General features: G+C 70.6%; 16 protein-coding genes. 5 read left to right on the forward strand and 11 right to left on the reverse strand.

What is annotated here, in order from left to right; all coding sequences use genetic code 11:
- Both DI269_RS19220 and DI269_RS19225 read right to left on the reverse strand, forming a co-directional pair.
- The coding region (locus DI269_RS19220) for a MarR family winged helix-turn-helix transcriptional regulator (RefSeq protein WP_112138812.1) at nucleotides 1–309 on the reverse strand (309 nt) is incomplete at its 3' end.
- An 11-nt stretch (nucleotides 310–320) separates the two neighbouring features.
- Entirely contained in the window at nucleotides 321–1,502 is a 1,182-nt protein-coding gene (locus tag DI269_RS19225; protein ID WP_112138814.1) for an LLM class flavin-dependent oxidoreductase, read from the reverse strand.
- A gap of 285 nt (nucleotides 1,503–1,787) precedes the next feature.
- Here DI269_RS19225 and DI269_RS19230 point away from each other — a divergent pair, with 285 nt between their 5' ends.
- A complete protein-coding gene (locus tag DI269_RS19230; protein WP_112138816.1) occupies nucleotides 1,788–4,151 on the forward strand; it encodes a protein kinase domain-containing protein in 2,364 nt (787 codons plus the stop codon).
- Here the strand turns inward: DI269_RS19230 and DI269_RS19235 are convergent.
- The 4 genes from DI269_RS19235 to DI269_RS19250 all read right to left on the reverse strand — a co-directional run bounded on the left by DI269_RS19235 (nucleotide 4,074) and on the right by DI269_RS19250 (nucleotide 7,192).
- Nucleotides 4,074–4,577 carry a GNAT family N-acetyltransferase gene (locus DI269_RS19235; RefSeq protein WP_112138818.1) on the reverse strand — a complete coding sequence of 168 codons (504 nt, stop codon included), beginning with the start codon at nucleotides 4,575–4,577 and terminating at the stop codon, nucleotides 4,074–4,076. The genes DI269_RS19230 and DI269_RS19235 overlap by 78 nt on opposite strands.
- Before the next feature lie 46 nt (nucleotides 4,578–4,623).
- Nucleotides 4,624–5,703, reverse strand: coding sequence for an AAA family ATPase (locus tag DI269_RS19240; protein ID WP_112138820.1), 1,080 nt, complete (start codon nucleotides 5,701–5,703; stop codon nucleotides 4,624–4,626).
- Nucleotides 5,700–6,329, reverse strand: coding sequence for a nicotinamide riboside transporter PnuC (gene pnuC / locus DI269_RS19245; protein ID WP_112138822.1), 630 nt, complete (start codon nucleotides 6,327–6,329; stop codon nucleotides 5,700–5,702). Before pnuC ends, DI269_RS19240 begins: the two co-directional genes overlap by 4 nt.
- A gap of 95 nt (nucleotides 6,330–6,424) precedes the next feature.
- Nucleotides 6,425–7,192, reverse strand: a complete 768-nt coding sequence (locus DI269_RS19250) for a DUF1684 domain-containing protein (RefSeq protein ID WP_112138840.1) — start codon at nucleotides 7,190–7,192, stop codon at nucleotides 6,425–6,427.
- Nucleotides 7,193–7,344: 152 nt separating this feature from the next.
- Here DI269_RS19250 and DI269_RS19255 point away from each other — a divergent pair, with 152 nt between their 5' ends.
- The 3 genes from DI269_RS19255 to DI269_RS19265 all read left to right on the forward strand — a co-directional run bounded on the left by DI269_RS19255 (nucleotide 7,345) and on the right by DI269_RS19265 (nucleotide 12,499).
- On the forward strand, nucleotides 7,345–8,871 hold the full coding sequence (locus DI269_RS19255) for an alpha-N-arabinofuranosidase (protein ID WP_112138825.1): 1,527 nt from the start codon (nucleotides 7,345–7,347) through the stop codon (nucleotides 8,869–8,871).
- Nucleotides 8,872–8,935: 64 nt separating this feature from the next.
- Nucleotides 8,936–9,931 carry a LacI family DNA-binding transcriptional regulator gene (locus DI269_RS19260; RefSeq protein ID WP_112138827.1) on the forward strand — a complete coding sequence of 332 codons (996 nt, stop codon included), beginning with the start codon at nucleotides 8,936–8,938 and terminating at the stop codon, nucleotides 9,929–9,931.
- Between the two features lie 63 nt (nucleotides 9,932–9,994).
- On the forward strand, nucleotides 9,995–12,499 hold the full coding sequence (locus DI269_RS19265) for a tetratricopeptide repeat protein (RefSeq protein WP_112138829.1): 2,505 nt from the start codon (nucleotides 9,995–9,997) through the stop codon (nucleotides 12,497–12,499).
- A 9-nt stretch (nucleotides 12,500–12,508) separates the two neighbouring features.
- Here the strand turns inward: DI269_RS19265 and DI269_RS19270 are convergent, their stop codons facing one another.
- The 3 genes from DI269_RS19270 to DI269_RS19280 all read right to left on the reverse strand — a co-directional run bounded on the left by DI269_RS19270 (nucleotide 12,509) and on the right by DI269_RS19280 (nucleotide 16,213).
- Nucleotides 12,509–13,306, reverse strand: coding sequence for an intradiol ring-cleavage dioxygenase (locus DI269_RS19270; RefSeq protein WP_112138831.1), 798 nt, complete (start codon nucleotides 13,304–13,306; stop codon nucleotides 12,509–12,511).
- A 99-nt stretch (nucleotides 13,307–13,405) separates the two neighbouring features.
- Nucleotides 13,406–15,472 (reverse strand): cellulase family glycosylhydrolase, encoded by a 2,067-nt coding sequence (locus DI269_RS19275; RefSeq protein ID WP_198667560.1) that lies wholly within the window; start codon nucleotides 15,470–15,472, stop codon nucleotides 13,406–13,408.
- Between the two features lie 126 nt (nucleotides 15,473–15,598).
- The gene (locus tag DI269_RS19280) at nucleotides 15,599–16,213 is read right to left on the reverse strand and encodes a LysE/ArgO family amino acid transporter (protein WP_112138833.1); all 615 of its coding nucleotides are present in this window, start codon (nucleotides 16,211–16,213) and stop codon (nucleotides 15,599–15,601) included.
- A gap of 192 nt (nucleotides 16,214–16,405) precedes the next feature.
- On the opposite strand from DI269_RS19280, the gene DI269_RS19285 reads away from it, so the two are divergent.
- A complete protein-coding gene (locus DI269_RS19285; RefSeq protein WP_112138836.1) occupies nucleotides 16,406–18,016 on the forward strand; it encodes a carbohydrate-binding protein in 1,611 nt (536 codons plus the stop codon).
- A 70-nt stretch (nucleotides 18,017–18,086) separates the two neighbouring features.
- On the opposite strand, the gene DI269_RS19290 is transcribed toward DI269_RS19285, so the two are convergent.
- Both DI269_RS19290 and DI269_RS19295 read right to left on the reverse strand, forming a co-directional pair.
- Nucleotides 18,087–19,568 carry a pectinesterase family protein gene (locus tag DI269_RS19290; protein WP_157975093.1) on the reverse strand — a complete coding sequence of 494 codons (1,482 nt, stop codon included), beginning with the start codon at nucleotides 19,566–19,568 and terminating at the stop codon, nucleotides 18,087–18,089.
- A 169-nt stretch (nucleotides 19,569–19,737) separates the two neighbouring features.
- On the reverse strand, nucleotides 19,738–20,545 hold an 808-nt coding region (locus tag DI269_RS19295; protein ID WP_198667561.1), incomplete at its 5' end, for a LamG domain-containing protein.

Below are 20,545 nucleotides of genomic sequence, written 5' to 3' on the forward strand. Positions count from 1 at the left end.
CCCGGCGGCGGTCAGGCCCAGGCGCAGGCCGCGCCCGTCCTCGGGGTCGGGCGTGCGCTCGACCAGGCCGCGCTCGGCGAGCCGCTCGACCAGCCGCGAGAGCGCGGGCTGGCTGAGCAGGACGCCGCGGCCGAGCTCGAACAGGCGGATCGGCCCCTCGTGCTTGGACAGGGTGTAGAGCACGTCGTACTCGCGCATCGACACCTCGTCCCAGATCGGCTCGGCCGCGAACCGCTTCATGAGCGCCGCGTGGGCGGTCAGCAGCGACTCCCACGAGTCGTTCGCGAGCCTGCTCCGTGAGCGGGTCATCTCGGTCGCCCCTAGATTTCCGGGTACTCGGCGGCGGGCTCGGAGTCCTGGTACGGCGAGGCGCCGGTGACGTTGTCGCCGCGGTTGGCGTTCGGGCGCGGCCGGCGGACCGGGCCGTCGCCGTACTTGGCCTTCACGAGCCCGGCGTGGGTCGGGGCGTCGGCCGACTCGGGGTCGCGCCGGGAGGCGAGCTCCTTGCGCAGCACCGGGACGACCTCGCCGCCCAGCAGCTCCAGCTGGTCCAGGACCATGCCCAGCGGCATGCCGGCGTGGTCGATGAGGAACATCTGGCGCTGGTAGTCGCCGAACGCGTCGTGGAACGTCAGGGTCTTGTCGATGACCTCCTGCGGGCTGCCGACCGTCAGCGGCGTGCCCTGCGTGAACTCCTCCAGGGACGGGCCGTGGCCGTAGACGGGGGCCTCGTCGAAGTAGGGGCGGAACTCACTTATAGCGTCCTGCGAGCGCTTGGCGATGTACGCCTGCCCGCCGACGCCGACGATGGCCTGCTTGCGCGTGCCGTGCCCGTAGTGCTCGAAGCGCTGCCGGTAGAAGTCGATGAGGCGCTTGGAGTGCGAGGTGGGCCAGAAGATGTGGTTGGCGAAGTAGCCGTTGCCGTAGAACGCGGCCTGCTCGGCGATCTCGGGCGTGCGGATCGAGCCGTGCCACACGAACGGCGGCGTGTCGTCGAGCGGGCGCGGCGTCGAGGTGAAGCCCTGAAGCGGGGTGCGGAACTGGCCCTCCCAGTCCACGACGTCCTCGCGCCACAGCTTGTGCAGCAGGTTGTAGTTCTCCAGCGCCAGCGGCAGGCCCTGGCGGATGTCCTGCCCGAACCACGGGTAGACCGGGGCGGTGTTGCCGCGCCCGAGCATGAGGTCCATGCGGCCCTTGGACAGGTGCTGGAGCATCGCGTACTCCTCGGCGATGCGCACCGGGTCGTTCGTGGTGATCAGCGTGGTCGCGGTGGTGAGGATGAGCCGCTCGGTGAGCGCGGCGATGTGCGCCAGCAGCGTCGTGGGCGAGGAAGAGAAGAACGGCGGGTTGTGGTGCTCGCCGATGGCGAACACGTCGAGGCCGACCTCTTCGGCCTTGACCGCGATCTTCACGATCGCCTCGATCCGCTCGGCCTCGCTCGGGGTCTCGCCGGAGATCGGGTCGCGCGTGATGTCACTGACTGAGAAGATCCCGAACTGCATCGGATTCCCTGCTCTCTTCGCCCTGGCGGGCCCATTCGAAGTTCATGCGTTTGCATCTACCTTAACGGCCGGACCCCGAGGACTATTCCGATCCGAGGCATGGAGGCAGGCCTCACACGCGTCCTGCGCACAGTGATCGATGCATGACGGATCGATGCCCGATTGCGTACCCTCGGAACAAGACTGCCGCAATCGGACCGATGCGGCGCCCCATCCGCTCCGCCCCCCGGAGGCCCCCGTTGCGCGATCCGCACCCGCCCCACCGCTCCCGCTCCGGAGGCCGCGATGCGCGCCTCGATTGACCAGCTCACCGCCGCGCTCGCGGCGCTCACCGGACGCGGCGGCGACGAGGAGGCCCTCGCCGCGCTCGGCGACTGGAAAGCCGCCGCCTGGCGGGACGCCCTCATCGACCTCCCGCTCGGGGAACGGGCGTTCCGCGAACGGTTCCTGGTCCGGCGCCGCGAAGAGATCGACCGGCTCTGGCACTGGTGGCGGGAGCGCGAACGCGACCCCAGGGTCGACCCCGCCACCGCCGGCCACCTCGGATTCCTCCTGCTCACCCTCGTCGCGATGCACTGCTCGGACCGGATGCGCTTCCACAACGAACCCGCCGCCCCGCTCCCCCTCGGCGACACCACCGCCGAGCGGCTCTGCACCGCACTGGTCGACGACGCCCACGTCCGGCACGCGATCGCCGACCTCTACAACCCGCGACTGGCCCTCTCCCCCGCACGGCACGCCGACCGCGCCAAGCCCTCGCCCGAAGCACTCAGGGAATGGAAGGAGATCGACCCCGCGACCCTCCGGTTCCACCGCCAGGGCACCACCTCGATCATCCTCACCGGCCGCGACGCCGAACCGGTCAACGGCCGCACCGCGCGCTTCGCCCTCAAGTGCCTGATCTACCCGTACCTCAAGGTCCCCACCATCACCGACGCGACCCGCGGCTACCTCACCGAATACGGGCAGCTCGCCTCCGACTCCTCCCCGCTGGTGCGGGTCTGGGCCAGCCACGACAGCTGGATCCTCATGGACTTCGTCCCCGGCCGCACCCTCGCCGAGCTCCTGCGCGACCGGCCCGCCCGCGAACCGAAGCGGGAGATCCTGCGGCCCCTCGACGTCGACCGGCTCGAACTGCTCGGGACCGCCCTGTTCCGCGCGCTCGCCGAACTTGAGGACGAGGGCCGCCACCACGACGACCTCGCGCCCTCGAACATCATCGTCGAGGAGACCGGCGGCGCGATCCGCATGCGGCTCATCGACCTCGGCGTCAACCACCTGCACACCGGGGCGCTCGGCGGCGCGCTTCAGGGCGACGCGCTGTACGTCGCGCCCGAAGTGCGGGTCGAGGGATCGGGCGACGAGCGCGCCGAGCTGTACTCGCTCGGGCTGGTGCTCATCACCGTCGCCGGGATCGACCTCAACCCGGACGGCACCGTCCCCGACCAGTTCTACGTCGCCTCGACCGGCCTCGCCCGCCTCCTCGAAGACCTCGTCGACGTCGACCCCGAACGCCGCCTCCTCGTCAGCGGCGTCGAACCCGGGCGCAACCGGTTCCGGCAGCTGCACACCCTGTTCGCCAACGAGATCGAGGTCCTCCGCGAGATCGAGCGCACCGCGCCGACCGGATGGATCGCGAAGCTCCGGAGCTTCTCCCCCGGGATCGGCACCGTCTCGCGCCAGCGCCGGATCAGGAAGGTCCGCCAGGAGCAGGCCGGGCGCGAAGGCGGCTCGCCCCACCTGGCCCGCGCGAAGCGGCTGATGGCCTGGGCGGTGCTGTGCTCGGTCCTGCTGTGGTGCGCGACCGCGATCATCATGACCTGGTGGGCGCGCGACCTGAACATCTCCTGGACGGCCAAGTGGCTCGAACTGCTCAACAACGTGTTCAACCGCTCGGGGCCGGGCATCGTGTTCTTCGACGACGTCCGCGCCGCCGACTACGCGATCCCCGATCTGTGGGGGAGCTTCCCCTCCAGGATCGTGACCGCCACGTTCGCGCTGGTCAGCCTACGGATGTACTTGAACATCTTCGCCGAGCTCACGCCGGCCTCGGCCCTGCCGCGCCGGGGCATGCGGCGGTTCCGTTCGGCGGCGTGCGCGGTCGCGATCCGGTCGCAGGCGATCCTGTTCCCGCTCTACGCGCTGCTTCCGACGCTGGTCCAGCGGGACTGGTGGCCGCTGTTCACCCAGGTCGGCATCTTCACCATGGCGGTCATCATCTCGGTGTGCCTGTGGTTCGCGGGCGACGCGTACAGGAGCGCCCGCGGCGCGGGGCTGTCGACCGTGCCGAGCGCCGCGACCGTCTCAAGGGGACGGCTGGTGGCGTGGCAGCCGATCCTGCTGCTGTACTGCGTCCCGATCCTGGTGATCGGGACGCTGCTGCAGTTCGACCTCCTGGAGGACGAGCTGGTGTACGCGTGCTTCGTGTCGCTGATCAACATCGCGATCTTCTACTTCAAGAGCGCGGGCACGGACGCGCCCTACGTCCGGATGGAGCTGTCGCGGGCGTTCCTGGCGGCCGAGCGGCTCGACCATCTGGAGGCGCGGGAGCGAGCCGCGGCCCCACCGGCCTCAGAGCGGGCGGCGCATGCAGACGCGGGGCCAGCGGTCGATGCCGTGGGCGGACTCGCGGTCGCGGATCGCGCGTAGGCCGGGGGTGAGGGCGTCCTCGGCGAGGGCGGCGAAGCCGAGGCGGGCGTAGTAGGGGGCGTTCCAGGGGACGTCGGCGAAGGTGGTGAGGGTGAGGGCGTCGAGGCCGGTCAGGGCGGCGCGGGCGGCGGCATGGTCGATGAGGTCGCGGCCGATGCCGCGGCGGGCCCGGTCGGGGTGGACCGAGACCTGCTCGATGTGGAGGGCGCCGTCGACAGGTTCGGCGATGAGGTACGCGACGGGCAAGTCGTGCTCATCGGCGGCCCAGGCCAGGCCGGTGCGGCGGTAGTCGTCGAGTTCTTTGAGAGTGAGCGGCTCGTCGTCGGCGATGGCGGCCATGCCGACGGTGCGGAAGCACTCGCCGGCGGCGCGCTCGATGTCCTGGAGGAGGGGCAGGTCGGCTTCGGTCACGGCCCTGATGCGCATGTGGTCAGTGTGCGCCGACCTGGCCCTTCAGGCAAGCCGGTTCGCGTCACCGGTATTCGGGGAGCGGGTCGGCGATGCTCCAGCCTCCGGCGATGAGGGCGTCGACGGCGCGGACGGCCTGGTCGAGGCGGTCTTCGTGGGGGCCTTGGAGTTTCACGTAGCGGCGGCCGGTGCGCTCCAGTTCGGCCGCGAAGCGGCCGGTCATCCAGGGGCGCAGGTGCTCGCCGTCGCGCAGGCCGTCGTCCTCGAAGGGGACGTCTTCGTGGTCGGTGAGCAGGTAGAGGTGGTGGGCGAGGGCGTCGCCGAGCGGGTCGAGGGCGGGGTTGCGGCCGCCGAGGTAGCGCTCGTGCCAGACGGCGGTCGCGAAGGCGTCGGTGTCGCAGAACAGGACCGGGCCGCCCAGGCGCGCCTCGGCCTCTTCGAGGCGGTTCTGGCGTTCGGCGATGACAGGGAAGTCGGCGGTGTCGAACCTGACGTCGGGCCAGGTCGCCTCAGGTTGGACCGCTTGGAGCGCGCGCAGTTTCTCCTCGCTGAAGGTCCGGCCGTACTCGGGGACGCAGCGGGTGTCGGCCCAGGTCCCGCCGCGGGCGGCATAGGTCTCGGCCAGCGCCTCGGCGATGGTGGTGGTGCCGGAGGACTCGGCGCCGAGGGCGACCACGCGCAGGGCGAGGCCGGCGCGGACGGGGCCTTCGAGGTAGTGCCAGTTCCCGGCGGGGTCGGCGCGGACCTTGGTGCCGGAGACGGGGAACGCGTTCCGGGCGAGGTCGACGAAGTGGTGGGCGGCGCCGAGGCGGCGGGCGAGTTCGGGGCCGTAGGGCTCGGAGGTGAAGAGGGCGTCGATCCGCTCGGGGACGGCGGTTTTGAAGATGTCGACGTGGGCCTGCCAGATCGCCTCGTCGTTCAGGTCCATGTGGACGTCGTCGACGGTGCCGATGACGCGGGCGCCGGGGTGGGCCTCCTGGATCCAGGCGACGCGGGCCGCGAGGGGGATGGACTCGACGGTGGCGTGGCTGACCAGGACGGTGAGGCGCTCGCATCCGGCCTGGGCGGCGCGGATGAGGTGGTGGTGGCCGGCGTGGGGCGGGTAGAACTTGCCGAGGACCAGGCCGTGCTCGGGCAGGCTCATGCCGCGACCTCCGCGGTCTGGAGGAGGTCCTTGCGCCAGTTGCGGAGTCCGAGGACGCACAGGGCCATGAATCCGATGTAGAGGATCGAGGTGAGGTAGAGCTCCTTGTACGCGTACAGGGGGATGTAGATGATGTCGGCGGCGATCCACAGCCACCAGGATTCGAGGCGCTTGCGGCACTGGCCGTAGGTGGCCATGAGCGACAGGACCGTGGTGAGGGCGTCCCAGAAGGGGACGGTGGAGTCGGTGGCGCGGTCGAGGAGGATCGCGATGGCGGCGAGGGCGATCAGGCCGGCGCCGATGAGGGCGGCCCATTCGGTGCGGCCGGTGCGGCTGACGGGGAGGGCGTCGTCGGCGGGGCCGCCGCCGCGGACCCAGTTCCACCAGCCGTAGGCGCCGAGGGCGATGAAGACGAGCTGGAGGCCCGCGTCGGCGTACAGGCCCCACTGGGTGAACAGGACGATGAACATCAGGCAGTTGAAGATGCCGATGCCCCAGTTGGCGATGTGCTGGCGGGCGACCAGCCACACGCACAGGGCGCCGGAGACGAATCCGAGCGCCTCGATGAGGGTCGTCGGCACGCCGAAGGCGTTGAAGAGGACGGGGTTGGGCACGGCGTCGAACATCCGGGGTCCTTCCGAAGGGGCGGTTCGGAAGACGACTCTACGTCGGCGCGTCTCTCGGCTCCGATGCCGCTTGCATCGGAGCCGAGATAACTCTTTTAGGCCGGTCGGCGTTCGCCGGCGGTGACGGCGACGGTGAGCCGGTTCGGGCCCGGCGGGAGCGGGCAGGTGCCGTAGTCGGTGAACGCGCACGGCATGTTGACCGCGCGGTTGAAGTCGAGCTCGACGGCGCCGCCGGGGCCGGGCGCGGCGGTCGTGAGCTGGCGGAAGGACGCGGTGGTCTCGCCGTTGGTGGGGTCGCGGAAGAGCAGCCACAGGCGCCCGTCCCCGGCGTCGGTGGCGACGAGCTCCTGGGCCTGTCCCGCGAGGTCGAAGCTGACGGTGCCGAGGGCGTTCAGGGCCTGGTCGACGCCTTCGCGGACCGAGCCGACGTCGAGGCGCGCGGGGGCGGCGGCGAAGCGGCCGGCGACGGCCCAGGCGGGGTCGGGGTCGAAGGCGGGGACGCCGGTGAAGGCGGTGCGGGTGGCGGCCTGGGGGTCGCGCACGCGCACGGCGTGGCGGCCGCCGCGCGGGGCGAGTTCGAGGCGCTTGTCGCCGTAGTCGATCCAGGCCGGGCCGGTGGGGGTCTTGAACTCGGCGGTGCCGTGGACCGGGGCGCCGTCGGCGACGAGCCGGTCGGCGGCCGCGGCGGTCACGGTCACGACCGTGCCGTCGGAGCTCCAGAGGCCGGGGAGGCCGTCGAGGGGGGCGGGCTCGTCGTCGAGCCAGTGGAAGGCGGTGAGGCTGAGCCAGCCGTGGGGCTCGGCCAGCGCGGCCTCGCGGCGGGCGTGCCAGGTGCGCCATTCGCGGGTGAATTCGTCGGTCACGTCGTGCTCCTCGGTGTCGGTCCCCTGCGGGAGGTTCAAGTCGAGGGCGGCCGCGGAAATTCCCTTCCGGCGGAGTCTTGACACGGCGGCGCCGGGACCCGGTAGAGTGAAGCGACTTTACCGATAAAGAAGCAGTTTCCAGGAAGGCCCCGATGAGCAGCACCGTCAACGCCGTCGTCAACCTCGACCTCGAAGGCCCCGTCATCAACCGCCACGTGTACGGCCACTTCGCCGAGCACCTCGGCCGGTGCATCTACGGCGGCTTCTACGTGGGCGAGGACTCCGACCTCCCCAACGAGGGCGGCATCCGCCTCGACGTGGTCGAGGCCCTGCGCGCGCTCGACATCCCGAACCTGCGCTGGCCCGGCGGCTGCTTCGCCGACGAGTACCACTGGCGGGACGGCATCGGCCCCAAGGAGGACCGGCCGGCCATGGTCAACACCCACTGGGGCGGGGTCGAGGAGAACAACCACTTCGGCACGCACGAGTTCATGGCCCTGTGCGAGCTGCTGGGCACCGAGCCGTACATCTCCGGGAACGTCGGCTCCGGCACCGTCCAGGAGATGAGCGAGTGGGTCGAGTACCTCACCCGCGCCGGCGACTCCCCCGCCGTGCGCGAGCGCAAGGCCAACGGCCGCGAGGAGCCGTGGAAGGTCAAGTTCTGGGGCCTGGGCAACGAGACCTGGGGCTGCGGCGGCAACATGTCGGCCGAGCAGTACGCCCTGGAGGCCCGCCGCTACGCGACCTACTGCCGCGACTACGGCGACAACAAGCTGTACCGCATCGCCGCCGGCGCCTCGGACTTCTCCTACGGGTGGACCGAGACGCTCATGAAGCAGCTCTCCCACCTCGGCTGCCAGCGCGTGGAGCGCCCGCTGTACCAGGCGGTCTCGGTGCACTACTACACGATCGCGGGCACCTGGGAGGACAAGGGCTCGGCGACCGAGTTCACCGCCGATGAGTACTACACGACCATGGCGAAGGCCGCGCGCACCGACGAGCTGCTCACCGGGCACGCCAACGTCATGGACCTGTACGACCCGAAGAAGGAGATCGGGATCGTCCTGGACGAGTGGGGCACCTGGTGGAACGTGGAGCCGGGCACGAACCCCGGGTTCCTGTACCAGCAGAACACGATGCGCGACGCGCTCGTGGCGAGCCTCCACTTCGACATCTTCCACAGGCACGCCGACCGCCTGGTGATGGCCAACATTGCGCAGACGGTGAACGTGCTCCAGGCGATGATCCTGACCGACCCCGACTCGGGCGCCCTCGTGCTCACCCCGACCTACCACGTGTTCCGGATGAACAAGGGCCACCAGGACGCCGCGAGCCTCCAGGTCCACGTCGTGGGCGACGCCCCGGTCAAGGACGTCGACGGCGCCTCGCTCTCGACCGTGTCGGTCTCGGCCTCCCGCAAGGACGGCCGCCTGCTCGTGTCGCTGTCGAACCTGGACGCCGACGAGGCGGCCGACGTCGTCGTCGACCTGCGCGGCGGCACCCTCACCTCCCTGGAGTCGGAGCTCCTCACCGCCGGCGCCCTCCACGCGCACAACACCCCCGAGCAGCCCGAGGCCGTCGCCCCGCGCAAGCACGACGGGGCGCGCGTCGAGGACGGCAAGCTCCTGGTCCACCTGCCCGCGCACTCCTTCGCGACCGTGGCCGGGGACGTGGCGTAGTCGGTCGCTCGCACTAGGGTGAGAACATAGGAGGATCGTCGAATCCCGAAAGGCGGTACCCGAGATGGTGACGATGAGCGACGTGGCGCGCCTGGCCGGCGTGTCCAAGATGACCGTGTCCAACGTGGTCAACAACCGGGCCGGGGTCTCAGAGCCCGTCCGGCTGCGCGTCCTCGATGCGATCCAGCAGTCCGGGTACCGCCTGAACGTCAACGCCCGCACCCTGAAAGCCGGGCGCACCGGGGTCATCGGCCTCGCGGTGCCCGGCGTCGACCAGGCCTATTTCGGGATGCTCGGCGCCCTCGTCATCGAGGCGGCGCGCTCGCACGGCTTCCACGTGGCGATCGAGCAGACCGGCGGCAGCGACACCGGCGAGGTCGAGGCGGTCGCCCAGTCGCACAAGCTCCAGTTCGACGGCCTCATCCTGAGCGCGGTGGTCCTCGACCCGCGCGAGCAGGCGCACCCTTGGGGCGACTTCCCGATCGTCATGCTCGGCGAACGCGACTTCGGCACGAGCATCGACCACGTCGGCATGGCCAACGAGGCCGGCACCCGCGCCGCGACCGAGCACCTGATCGCCCAGGGCTGCACCAGGATCGCCAACGTCACCGGATGGACCCTCGAAGGCGTCCACGTGGTCTCGCGCCGCTACCAGGGCTATGTGGACGGCCTCGCGGCCCACGGCATCGAGCTCGACACCTCCCTCGTCGCCCTCTCCGGCATGTCCATGGAGGACGGACGCCGCGCCGTCAAGCGCCTCCACGCCTCCGGCATCCCCTTCGACGGCGTCGTCGCCGTCACCGACACGGTCGCCCTCGGCGTCATCCGCGGCCTGGCCGACCTCGGCCTGCGCGTTCCCGAAGACGTCCGGGTCATCGGCTTCGACGACATCCCCGAATCGGCCTACACCACCCCGGCCCTCTCTTCTGTTTCGCCGGACCACCGCTGGATGGCCGAGAAGGCGGTTTCCTTGATCGCCGCCCGCATGGAGAACCCTTCGCGGCCACCGGAGGAGCACACGGCCCCCTTCGAGTTGAAGGTGCGCGAGTCGACCTCCTGAGCCACCGGCAGGGGTCCGATCGGCGATAGAATTCGGGCATTCCTTCCCCCGGAGGTCGCCGCCTTGTCCCCTCAGCCGCAGTTCGGCAGCCAGTTCTACGACAGCGTCGTGCAGGACGGGCGGATCGGGCTGGTCGTCGGCGCGGCCCGGCCGGTGCGGTGGCCCCACCGGATCGGCACCGTGCCGCCCCTGGCGGCGTCGCGGCAGGAACGCGAGGCCGACGGGCTGCTGCACGAGTCGACCGCGTCCTGCCTGGTGCTCGCGGGAATGGGCGGCGTGGGCAAGACGCAGCTGGCCGCGGCGTACGCGACGAGCCGCTGGGACGCCTCCGAACTCGACCTCCTGATGTGGGTCAACGCGAGCGGCTCCGGCGCGGTCACCGCCGCGTTCGCGCAGGCCGGCGTCGAACTCTGCGGGGCCGAGCCCGGCCATGACGGCCGCGCCGCGGCCGCGTTCCTCAACCTCCTCACCCGCACAGACGGGCCGCGATGGCTCATCGTCCTCGACGACCTCGCCGACCCGGTCGAGCTGTACGACATCTGGCCGCCCCACAACCCCCGGGGCCGGACGATCATCACCACCCGCCGCCGCGACGCCGCCCTCGACGGCATGGGCCGCATCCGGATCGACATCGGCCTGTTCAGCGCCGCAGAGTCGCTCGCCTACCTGCACCAGCGGCTCGGGCCCCGGTCGAAGCGCATCGCCGGAGCGGAGGCTTTGAGCGAGCGACTCGCCGGCCTCCCCCTCGCCCTCGCGCAGGCGTCGGCGTTCATCCTCGACCAGCCGGGCCTCACCTGTGGGGACTACGTGGACCTGCTGGAAGACCGCACCATCGCCCTCGCCGAGCTGAGCCCCGAGACCGCCCCCGACGGCTACCGCGGCCCGCTCGGCGCGGCCTGGTCCCTCTCGATCGAGCAGGCCGACCGGCAACGCCCGCAAGGACTCGCACTCGGTCTGCTCAGGCTCGTCGCACTCCTCGACCCCGCCGGCGTCCCGGCCGACCTGTTCGGCACCGAAGCCGCGCTCCGGCACCTCGCCGCCGCGGCCGGCGCGAGCGCCCTGCCCGCGTTCCAAGTCCGGGCGGCGCTCGGTCGCCTCCACCGCCTGAGCCTGATCGACACCGACGGCTCCCTGGTCCGCATGCACGCGCTGGTCCAGCGGGCCGTCGCCGATACCGCCACGGCCGAGCAGGAGCGCGAGTCGGCCCGGGCCGCCGCCGACGCCCTCGCGGCCGTCTGGCCCGATCCCGAGAGCGACCCGTCGTTCAGCGCGGTCCTCCGGTCGAACGCCATGCGGCTCTTCGCAAAAGCCGCATCCCTGCGCTTCGCCGACGGCGTCCCGCCGGTGCTCTTCCGGCTCGGCGACAGCTTCGGCACCCAGGGCCAGGTGCACACGGCCACACGGTTCTACGTGCTACTCGCCGAGCAGGCCCGTGCGGCGTTCGGCCCCGACCACTTCGACACCCTCCAGGCCCGGCACGGCTGCGCGCGCTGGCGGGGCGAGGCGGGAGACGTCCTCGGCGCGATCGAGGGGTTCACCGCGGTGCTCGCGGACCGCGTCCGCGTCCTCGGCCCCGACGACCCGAAGACCCTGTCGACCCGGCAGCGGCTCCTGTACTGGAAAGGCGAGAAAGGCGACCTGGAGGCGGCGGCCGCGGAGACCGAGACGCTGCTGGCCGACCGCAGACGCGTCCTCGGCCCCGAGCACTTCGACGTCCTCGTGACCCGGTCGCTGCGCGCCCGCTGGCAGGGCCGCTCAGGCGATGCGCACGGAGCCGCGGAGGCCAACGAGGCGCTGCTCGCGGACTGCCTGCGGCTCCTGGGCGCCGACCACCCGTTCACACTCGCCGTGCGGCACAACCTCGCCCACTGGCGCGGCGACGCCGGGGACCCCGAAGGGGCCGCGTCCGCGACCGCGGCGCTGCTCGCCGACCGGGAGCGGGTGCTCGGCGCCGACCATCCCGACACCTTGCGCAGCAGGCAGAACCTCGCGGGCTGGCTCGGGGAGAGCGGCGACGCCGCCGCCGCGGTCGAAGGGCTGAAGGGCGTCCTCGACGACCAGCTCCGCATCCTCGGACCCGAGCACCCCGACGTGATCGCGGTCCGCAACGACCTCGCCCGCTGGACCGCGCGGATCGGCGGAGCCGCGGCCGCGGTCGAGGCGTTCTCGGCCCTGCGCGACGACTGCCGACAGCTCCTGGGCGACGCGCACCGGTACACGGGCATCATCGAGCACAACCTCGCGCACTGGACCGCGCGGCTGCAATCCGAGCTGCCCCCCGGCGTCATCGGCGGCGGCGCCCAGAGGGCGACCAACGTCGGCGCCTGGGGCGACGGCGGCTTCGGCTCCAACGGCGGCCAGCTCAACTTCGGCCTCCTGTCCGGAGGCGCGGCGGGCGGAAGGTTCCGCATCGCCGAAGGCGGCGACCGCTCGCTCGGCGGCATGATGGGCGTAGGCGGCCCGCGCGATGCGGTGCCACCCGAAGCGGAAGGCGACATCGGCACCTGGCTCACCGAGGACGAGGACGTCTGGGGCCTCGGAGGGCCCGACGAGGACCCGCACAAGTAGCTCCCTCCGCTACGGCGTCACACCCACCGTGATCACGGCCGCGTAGCCCGCGCTCGGGTCCGTGTCGTCGTTGGCGGTCAAGGTGAGCAGGCCGTCCTGGACGCCGCCACCGGTGTAGACCATGTCGTCGTCGAGAAGGGTGTGGTCGCCGGTGTGCTCCGAGTACGGCTCGACCTCGTCGAGGGCGAGGACCGTGTCGTCGTCGAAGAAGAACTGGCCGGTGTGGACGACCGTGCCGTCCTCGTATTCGGCGTCGTCGACGGTGCCGCCGGTGTGGACCTTGACGTGGATGTGGGTGGCGCGCGGGGTGTACCAGCCGGGGACGATGGTGGTGAAGGCGGCCTGGCCGGCGTCGTCGGTGATCTGGAAGCCGCGCAGGAAGGTCTCGTCGTCGCCGGTGCCGTCCTCGGCGGGGGCGGAGCCGCCGGGGTTGGCGGTGGTGAAGCCGGAGTAGTAGCCCCAGGCGTCGCAGTGCCAGATCTCGACCATGGCGTTCGCCAGGGGCGTGCAGCCGTCGGCGTCGACGACGGTGATCAGGAGGGCGAGGGGCGCGCCGGTCTTGCCCTCGGTGACGTCGGTGCGCTCCAGGGCGTCGTCGAGGTAGTAGGGGCCTTCGGTGACCTCGCTGGTGAGGACGCAGGTGGTGTCCGCGCCGGTGGCGGCCTCGGTCGGACTCGCCGAGGTGCTGGGGCTCGCCGACTCGGTCGCGTCGCCGTCGTCGGAGCCGCAGGCGGCGAGGGCGCCGAGGCCGACCGAGGCGGCGCCGCCGACGGCGAAGGTGCGGCGGGCGATCCTGGTGTCTGTCATGACCGGATCTTAAGTGGAGGATCGGGCCGGGGCGGGCGGAAAGGCCGCCCCGGCGTGTTGCCGGGGCGGCCCCTTTCCTAACGGAACAGCCCTATCGGATCAGGTCAGTGAGCCGGTGACGTTGCCGCCGGATTCGGTGACGTAGTAGGTGACCGTCCTGCCGCTCCAGAAGTGGAACGTCAGGGTGACCTTCTGGCCGTCGTTGACCTCCGACCAGAAGGCGGTCGGGAGGGTGACCGTGCCGGCCGTGTAGTTGGGGTTGAAGGCGCGGCCGAACTCCTTGTAGGAGGTCCAGTTCTGCGGTCCCGCGGCGGTGCCGTCGGCGTACTTCGCCTCCATGGTCGCCAGCTGGTCGCCCTTGAACTGGGTCGGGATCGCGAAGGTCGCGCTGGCTCCGGTGGCCGCCGACATCGTCGGCTGGTCGTAGGAGATGACGCTGATGCGCCATGGCGCCCCTTGCGAGAAGACCGCTTGGACCGTGCCCCTGACGCCGTACGAGCGGTCGCCCAGGAGCGTGGTCAGCCTGCTGGCCTTGATGGTCAGGGTGGAGCCGGAGATCGTGTAGTCGGTGCCCTGGACGAGGTTGGTCGAGCCCACCCGCAGGCCCTGGAACGTGGTGCCGTTCAGGTTCAGGGCGAGCGAGACGTCGGCGACCGTGGCGGTGCGGCCCACGTAGATCTGGTCGGATGCGGCGGTGCCCGAGCGGGTCGTCCACGCGGCCTTCATCATCGCGAACAGCTCGGGGTCCTTCCAGGTGCCGGCGGTGCGGTCGAAGTGCTGGCCGTTGTCCCACAGCTGGAGGGTGATGCCCTTCTGGCGGGCGTAGTAGCCGGCGTACTCGAAGAACTTGAGCTTCTCGCCCTGCTCGACGGTGCCGGTGTGGGTGTCGAAGCCGAGGAGGCCGTACTCCCCCACCAGGACCGGGATGCCGTTGGCGATGAACTCGTTGTACGCCCGGTTGAAGTAGCCCTCCAGGTCGGCCTTGACCTCGTCGTTGAACTTCGTGTACCCGGCGATGTTGACGCTGAAGGGCCAGAAGCCGTAGTAGTGGATGGTCGCGGCGATGTTGGGGTCGTCCAGGGCGTCGATGGTGGCGCTGAGGGCGTCGAGGCGGCCCTGGTCGGCGTTGGTGTGGAGGGTGGGGAGGACGAGGACGCGGGTCGCGTTGCCGCCGCCGGAGGCGCGCACGATCTGGTGGAACGAGGTGTTCAGGTCGTCCAGGAGCCCGTATGCGGTGGTGTCGTCGACGTTGTTGAACTGGGGCTCGTTGACCGACTCGAACAGCAGCTCGGGCGGGGCGTCGCGGAAGCGGGACGCGAGCTCGGTCCAGATGGCCTCGTAGCGGTCCTCGACGACGGTGCGGTTGGAGTTCATGTCCGCCATCCAGATCCACGAGTCGTGGTGGATGTTGATGAGGACGTACAGGTCGGCGTCGAGCGCCCAGCCGACGACCTCCTCGACGCGGTCGAGGTAGGCGTCCTCGACCGCGTACGGCGCGGTCTTGGACTGGTGGTTGTCCCAGGTGACGGGGATGCGGATGCTGTTGTAGCCCTGCGCCGCAACATTGTTGATCAGCGACTGGGTGATGCGCGGGTTGCCCCAGGCGGTCTCGTCGGCGCCGACGGCGTCGAGGGAGTTGCCGAGGTTCCAGCCCGGCTGCATGGCCGCGACGGTCTCCATCGCGGAGATGCCGCCGGTGGGCGGCGGCGTCGTCGTGGGCGGCGTGCTGGGCTCGCCGACCGCGCCGGTGCACACGGTGCCGTTGAGGCTGAAGGAGGCCGGGACGCCGTTGGTCCCGGACCAGGAGCCGTTGAACCCGAAGGAGACCGAGCCGTTGGTCGGGATCGACGCGTTGTAGCTCATGTTCTTCGCGGTGACGGTGTCGCCGGAGTTGGTGGTGGTCGCGTTCCACGCCTGGGTGACGCGCTGCCCGTTCGGGAAGGTCCACACCAGGTTCCAGCTGCTGACCGCGGTGCCGAGGTTGGTGATCTTCACGTCCCCGGTGAAGCCGCCGCCCCACTGGCTGGCGATCTTGTAGTCCACTTTGCAGCCCTCGGCCGCGTAGGCGGCGGTGGGCGCGAGGATGCCGAGCCCCGCGGCGAAGACGGCGAGGGCGGCTACCGCCAGCGCCATCCACTTGCGGGTTCGTCGCTTGACGCCTTGCATGGTGCTCCTTCTGTCCGCGTGGCTGCCGGGGAGGACGCGGGGCCGCGGGAACCCATTGAGAATCCTCGATGTAAGACTAAGTTGCGAGACTAAACTTTGTCAATCGCTCCCAAGCCTTGGAACGGTTCAGAGGAGGATCCGCGCGAACTCGTAGGCGAGCCAGGCGGCGAAGACGAGCAGGATGAGGCCGGAGGCGCGGTCGAACCAGACGCGGCGCTCCTTGGTCATGGCGCCGCGCAGTCCCGTTGCGGCGCCGGCGAGGAGGAGGAACCAGGCCCAGGAGGCGGTGACGGCCCCGGCGGCGAAGACGGTGCGGGAGGCCGCGGCCTGGGCGGCGATGGCGGCGCCGAGCACGCCGACGGTGTCGAGGATGGCGTGGGGGTTGAGCAGGGAGACCGCGGCGGTGCGGCGGAGGGTGCGCAGCGGGGACCAGGAGCCGGCCTCGTCGGCGATGTCGGCGGGCCTGGTGCGCAGGGACTTGACGCCGAGGTAGGCGAGGAAGGCGGCGCCGGCGGCGAGCATGGCCGGGCGCAGGCCGGGGACGGAGTCCAGGAGCGCGGAGGCGCCGGTCGCGCCGAGGACGATGAGGAGCGTGTCGCACAGGCCCGCGCCGGCGACGGCCCACAGCGCCCTCGGCATGCCGAGGGCGACGCCCTGGCCGAAGACGAAGACGTTCTGGGCGCCGATGGGGACGATGAGCGCGAGGCCGAGGGCGAGTCCGGCGAGGTAGGCGGCGGTCATCGGGGCGCGGGGGCGGTTGCGGGCATCGGACGAGTTTAGCGAAGCCGAGAAATTATGCAATCGGTTGCCCTCCTCGTATTGACAGGATGAAAGCGCATTCCCTACAGTCGATCCATCACTTAGATCGACACATTTGCATGCCTTGTGATTTGAGTGACCTCATGCGACAACGATGTTGTGAAGGGACACGACATGACTCCTCGAAGAAGGATCAGGACGGCGCTCGTCGCCGGACTGACCGGCGCGGTGGCCTTGACGGCCACGCTCGTCGGCATGAACATCGCGTCGGCGGCACCGGTCCGCTACGAGGTGGAGACCTCGCCCGCGACCTGCCAGGGCACCATCGACTCGAACCACGCCGGGTACTCCGGCAGCGGGTTCTGCAACTCCACCAACGCGACCGGCGCCGCCGCGCAGTGGACCGTGAACGCGGCCACCGCGGGCACCGCCACCCTTGGCATCCGGTACGCCAACGGCGGCACCGCCGACCGCCCGGCCGACATCACCGTCAACGGCACCGTGGCCGCCTCCGCCAGCTCCTTCCCGGTGGGCAGCTGGACCGGCTGGACCACCAAGACCGTCACGGTCCCGGTCAGCGCCGGGAGCAACACCATCCGCCTCGCCGCGACCACCGCGAACGGCCTGGCGAACATCGACTACCTCGACTTCGAGGTCACCTCCACCAACCCGCCGACCACGACGCCGCCGCCGAGCGGCACCGCGATCTACGTGGCCCCCGGCGGAACCGACAGCGCCGCGGGCACCATCACCGCCCCGACCACGCTGACGTCGGCCATCAGCCGCGTCGCCGCGGGCGGGACGATCTACATGCGCGGCGGCACCTACAACTACTCCGCGACCGTGGTGATCCCCGAGACGAAGGACGGGACGTCGAGTTCGCGGATCGTGCTCGCCAACTACGGCAGCGAGGTCCCGGTCCTGAACTTCTCGGCGCAGGCCGAGGCGTCCGCGAACCGCGGCCTGGCGCTGTACGCCGACTACTGGCACGTCAAGGGCCTCATCGTGGAGCGCGCCGGCGACAACGGCATCTTCATCTCCGGTTCGAGCAACATCATCGAGCGGACCATCACCCGCTACAACCGCGACTCCGGGCTCCAGCTCTCGCGCCAGACCTCGACGAGCACGACCGCGTCATGGCCGAAGAACAACCTCATCATCAGCGCCGAGTCGCACGACAACGCCGACGCCGACGGCGAGGACGCGGACGGCTTCGCCGCGAAGCTGACCGTGGGCGCGGGCAACGTGTTCCGGTACGCGGTGGCGCACAACAACGCCGACGACGGCTGGGACCTGTACACGTACGCCGACTACGACCCGATCGGGACCGTGACCATCGAGGACTCGCTCTCCTACGAGAATGGGACCCTCTCCAACGGGACGGTGTTCAGCAACGGCGACCGCAACGGGTACAAGCTCGGCGGCGAGGACGTGCCGATCAACCACGTCGTGCGCCGCTCGATCGCCTTCGACAACGGCCAGCACGGCTTCACGTACAACTCCAACCCCGGCTCGATCACGGTGGCGAACAACCTGTCGATCGACAGCGTCGAGCGCAACTTCCAGTTCAGCGCCGGGTCGCACGTGTTCACGAACAACACCTCGTGCCGCTTCAACGTCTCGGGCGACAACGACCAGACCGTCGGCAGCACCAACACCGGCAACCAGTGGTGGACGGGTTCGAACGGCTCCCGCTGCGCGAACTACAGCGGCGCGCTGGGCTGGTCCTTCGCGAGCGACGGCCGGCTCGTGGTGACCCTGGGCGGGCGGACGGTGAGCCTGTAGCCCCCTGACCTGATTCCTTCCATCCGGGAGCGGCCCGTCCGATGAGGACGGGCCGCTCCTTTCCGTCCGGCTAGCGGATCGGGTTCCAGTTGTCGGAGCCGCGCAGGTAGTCGGCCATCTCGTAGTTGGCGGCCTCGCTCGCGGTCAGCTGGGGCCGGTTGGCGTTGACCGTGGCGCCGGGGCCGGTGTTCTGGTATTCGCGCAGGCGCGCGTCCTCCCAGGCCAGGCCCGACATGTCGGACCACGGCTCGGCGGTGCGGATGTGGGCGCCCATGGTGGTCTCGCGGTAGAGGACCTGGCCGCGGGCGGTGGTCGAGCCCCCGGCGGGCCAGGGGCGGCCCAGGTAGACGGAGTTGGCGGGGGCGTTGGAGGTCAGCGAGCAGCGGTTGAACAGCAGCCCGTACTGGTTGGTGATCTCGGTGCTCGGCGCGACGATGTAGCCGTTGTTGGTGGTGGAGCCGCGGGTGAGCGAGTGGATCCGGCACCCGTCGAACACGGCGGTGCCGCGGCCGAAGATGAAGTCGACGTCGCCCTCGACGTAGCAGTCGTGGTAGTACTGCCGCGATACCGTTGCGGCACTGGGCGAGTCGGTCAGGAGCGTGTCCTGGTTGCCGAGGAAGCGGACGTTGTCGAAGACCATCCGGTCGCCCTGGACCTTGACGGCGACGGCCTGGCTGTTGCCGTTGGCGGCCTCGTCGTAGGTGTTGGCGAAGGTGAGGTCCTCGGCGGTGAAGTTCGCGCCCTGGAGCAGGACGCTGGCGCTGCCGCTGGTCCCCCACGTGCCGCCGCTGCCGTTGTCGCATGCGGCGCAGCGGTTCTCGTGGATGACGACGTCGGCTGCGTTCCCGGTGGCGCCGATGAAGGTGATGCCGGTCTTGGAGGAGGGCACGGTGACCGCGCCCTTGTAGGTGCCGGCCTTGATGAGGATGGTCGAGCCGGAGGCGGCGGCGTTCACCGCGGCCTGGACCCCGGTGTAGTCGCCCGAGCCGTCGGCGGCCACCACGATGTCGGCCTCGATGCCGCCTTCGGCGGGGATGAGTTCCCACTGCTGGTTGGTCGCGCCGGTGGGCGTGTACTGGGAGATCCTGCCGCCGTTGGCCGTCGACCACTCCCACACGTCCAGGGCTTTGCCCGAGGCGCGGTTGACGATGGTCGCGTAGCCGCCCGATTCGGTGACGCGCCACTGCTGGTTCGTGGCGCCCGACCAGCCCCACTGCTGGACCTTCGCACCGTCGGCGGTCGAACCGGACGCCACGTCCAGGACCAGGCCAGAGAGCCGGTTCTCGATCCGGAAATAGCCGCCGCCGACGTCGACGAAACGGAACTGCTGGTCATACGAGCCGTTGCTCGACCACTGGACGAGCTCGGCACCGCTCGCGGTGGAGGCGGCGCGGATGCCGAGCACGAGGCCGGAGTGGCGGGATTCGAGGTTGTACCAGGTGCCGGTCTCGACGGCCTGGGCTCCGGTGGCGGTGACGAAGGCGGTGGTGGCGGCCACGACGGCGCCGATGAGGAACGCGAGGGCCGCCGCGAGGCGGCGTCGTGGGCGCACTGAAGCAATCGATGTCATATCGACTCCAAGAAGACGCGCCCGGTCGCTGAGCATGCCGGGAAGTAGTTCCTCAGCAATCCAGGCATTTACAGTTGTCGATGCTGATTGTAGGGCAAGCGGTCTCAGAACACCACCGCCCGGGACCGTGCAGTCCCGGGCGGCGCGCGGTTCAGCCGTTGTTGGTGCGGCCGACGTAGACGTTCTGGGCGCGGTAGAGCGTGTCGCCGGTCGGGCCGGAAGCGCCCGAGGAGCCCTCCATCTGGAGGTTGACGATGATGTTCATGGCCTTGCCGACGAAGTTCGAGCCGGTGTGCGCGGCCTTCCAGGTCCCGTCGAGGTAGTAGTGGATCTGGACGTCGGTCGCGCTGGTCTTGGTCATCCAGATGCGGTACTCGTGCCAGCTGCCGGGCGAGGAGACGGCGACGAGCGTGTTGTCCCAGGCGCCATCGTAGGTGTTGAACCAGTTCCGGTTGTCGCCCTTGAACTCCAGGATGTCGCTCTCGGGCGGCCAGGAGTTCGCGCCGGTGATCCAGAACGCCGGCCACGTCCCGGGCGCCGAGGGCGCCTGGAACCGGCCGCGGATCTCCCAGTTCGGGTAGGTGTCGTTGACGAGGACCTGGCGCTTGGCGTGGATCGCGGCCGAGTGGTAGCGGATCGGCAGGTAGGGGTCCTTGCTGGAGTTGCCCTCGTTCCAGGTGATGCGGGTGGCCTTGATGTTGAGGACGCCGCTGGGCGAGAGCCACAGGTGGTTGGCGTCGCTGGAGCTCGCGTACATGCGGGCGGTGCCGTTGTGGTCGGACCCCCACGGGTACAGGTAGTTCCACGAGGCTTCGAGGGCCGCGCGGCTGGCGAAGGAGCCGTCGATGAGGGTCTCCCAGGCCGCGGCGCCGATGTGCTCGGCCGCTTGGTCGGCGGCCCGTGCCGGGTCGGTCGGGCCGAGGAGGGGCGCGGCGGCGGCCGCGGCCGCCGCCGCCGCG

The organism is Glycomyces dulcitolivorans, from assembly GCF_003265355.1.
In the GTDB taxonomy this organism is placed as follows: Bacteria; Actinomycetota; Actinomycetes; order Mycobacteriales; family Micromonosporaceae; genus Glycomyces; species Glycomyces dulcitolivorans.

What these genes read in the sequence shown, in the direction of transcription:
- DI269_RS19230 (WP_112138816.1), top strand. Translation starts at nt 1,788, where the DNA reads ATGCGCGCCTCGATTGACCAGCTCACCGCCGCGCTCGCGGCGCTCACC.
- DI269_RS19225 (WP_112138814.1), bottom strand. Translation starts at nt 1,502, where the DNA reads ATGCAGTTCGGGATCTTCTCAGTCAGTGACATCACGCGCGACCCGATC.
- DI269_RS19240 (WP_112138820.1), bottom strand. Translation starts at nt 5,703, where the DNA reads ATGAGCCTGCCCGAGCACGGCCTGGTCCTCGGCAAGTTCTACCCGCCC.
- DI269_RS19255 (WP_112138825.1), top strand. Translation starts at nt 7,345, where the DNA reads ATGAGCAGCACCGTCAACGCCGTCGTCAACCTCGACCTCGAAGGCCCC.
- pnuC (WP_112138822.1), bottom strand. Translation starts at nt 6,329, where the DNA reads ATGTTCGACGCCGTGCCCAACCCCGTCCTCTTCAACGCCTTCGGCGTG.
- DI269_RS19260 (WP_112138827.1), top strand. Translation starts at nt 8,936, where the DNA reads ATGGTGACGATGAGCGACGTGGCGCGCCTGGCCGGCGTGTCCAAGATG.
- DI269_RS19235 (WP_112138818.1), bottom strand. Translation starts at nt 4,577, where the DNA reads ATGCGCATCAGGGCCGTGACCGAAGCCGACCTGCCCCTCCTCCAGGAC.
- DI269_RS19280 (WP_112138833.1), bottom strand. Translation starts at nt 16,213, where the DNA reads ATGACCGCCGCCTACCTCGCCGGACTCGCCCTCGGCCTCGCGCTCATC.
- DI269_RS19270 (WP_112138831.1), bottom strand. Translation starts at nt 13,306, where the DNA reads ATGACAGACACCAGGATCGCCCGCCGCACCTTCGCCGTCGGCGGCGCC.
- DI269_RS19275 (WP_198667560.1), bottom strand. Translation starts at nt 15,472, where the DNA reads ATGCAAGGCGTCAAGCGACGAACCCGCAAGTGGATGGCGCTGGCGGTA.
- DI269_RS19285 (WP_112138836.1), top strand. Translation starts at nt 16,406, where the DNA reads ATGACTCCTCGAAGAAGGATCAGGACGGCGCTCGTCGCCGGACTGACC.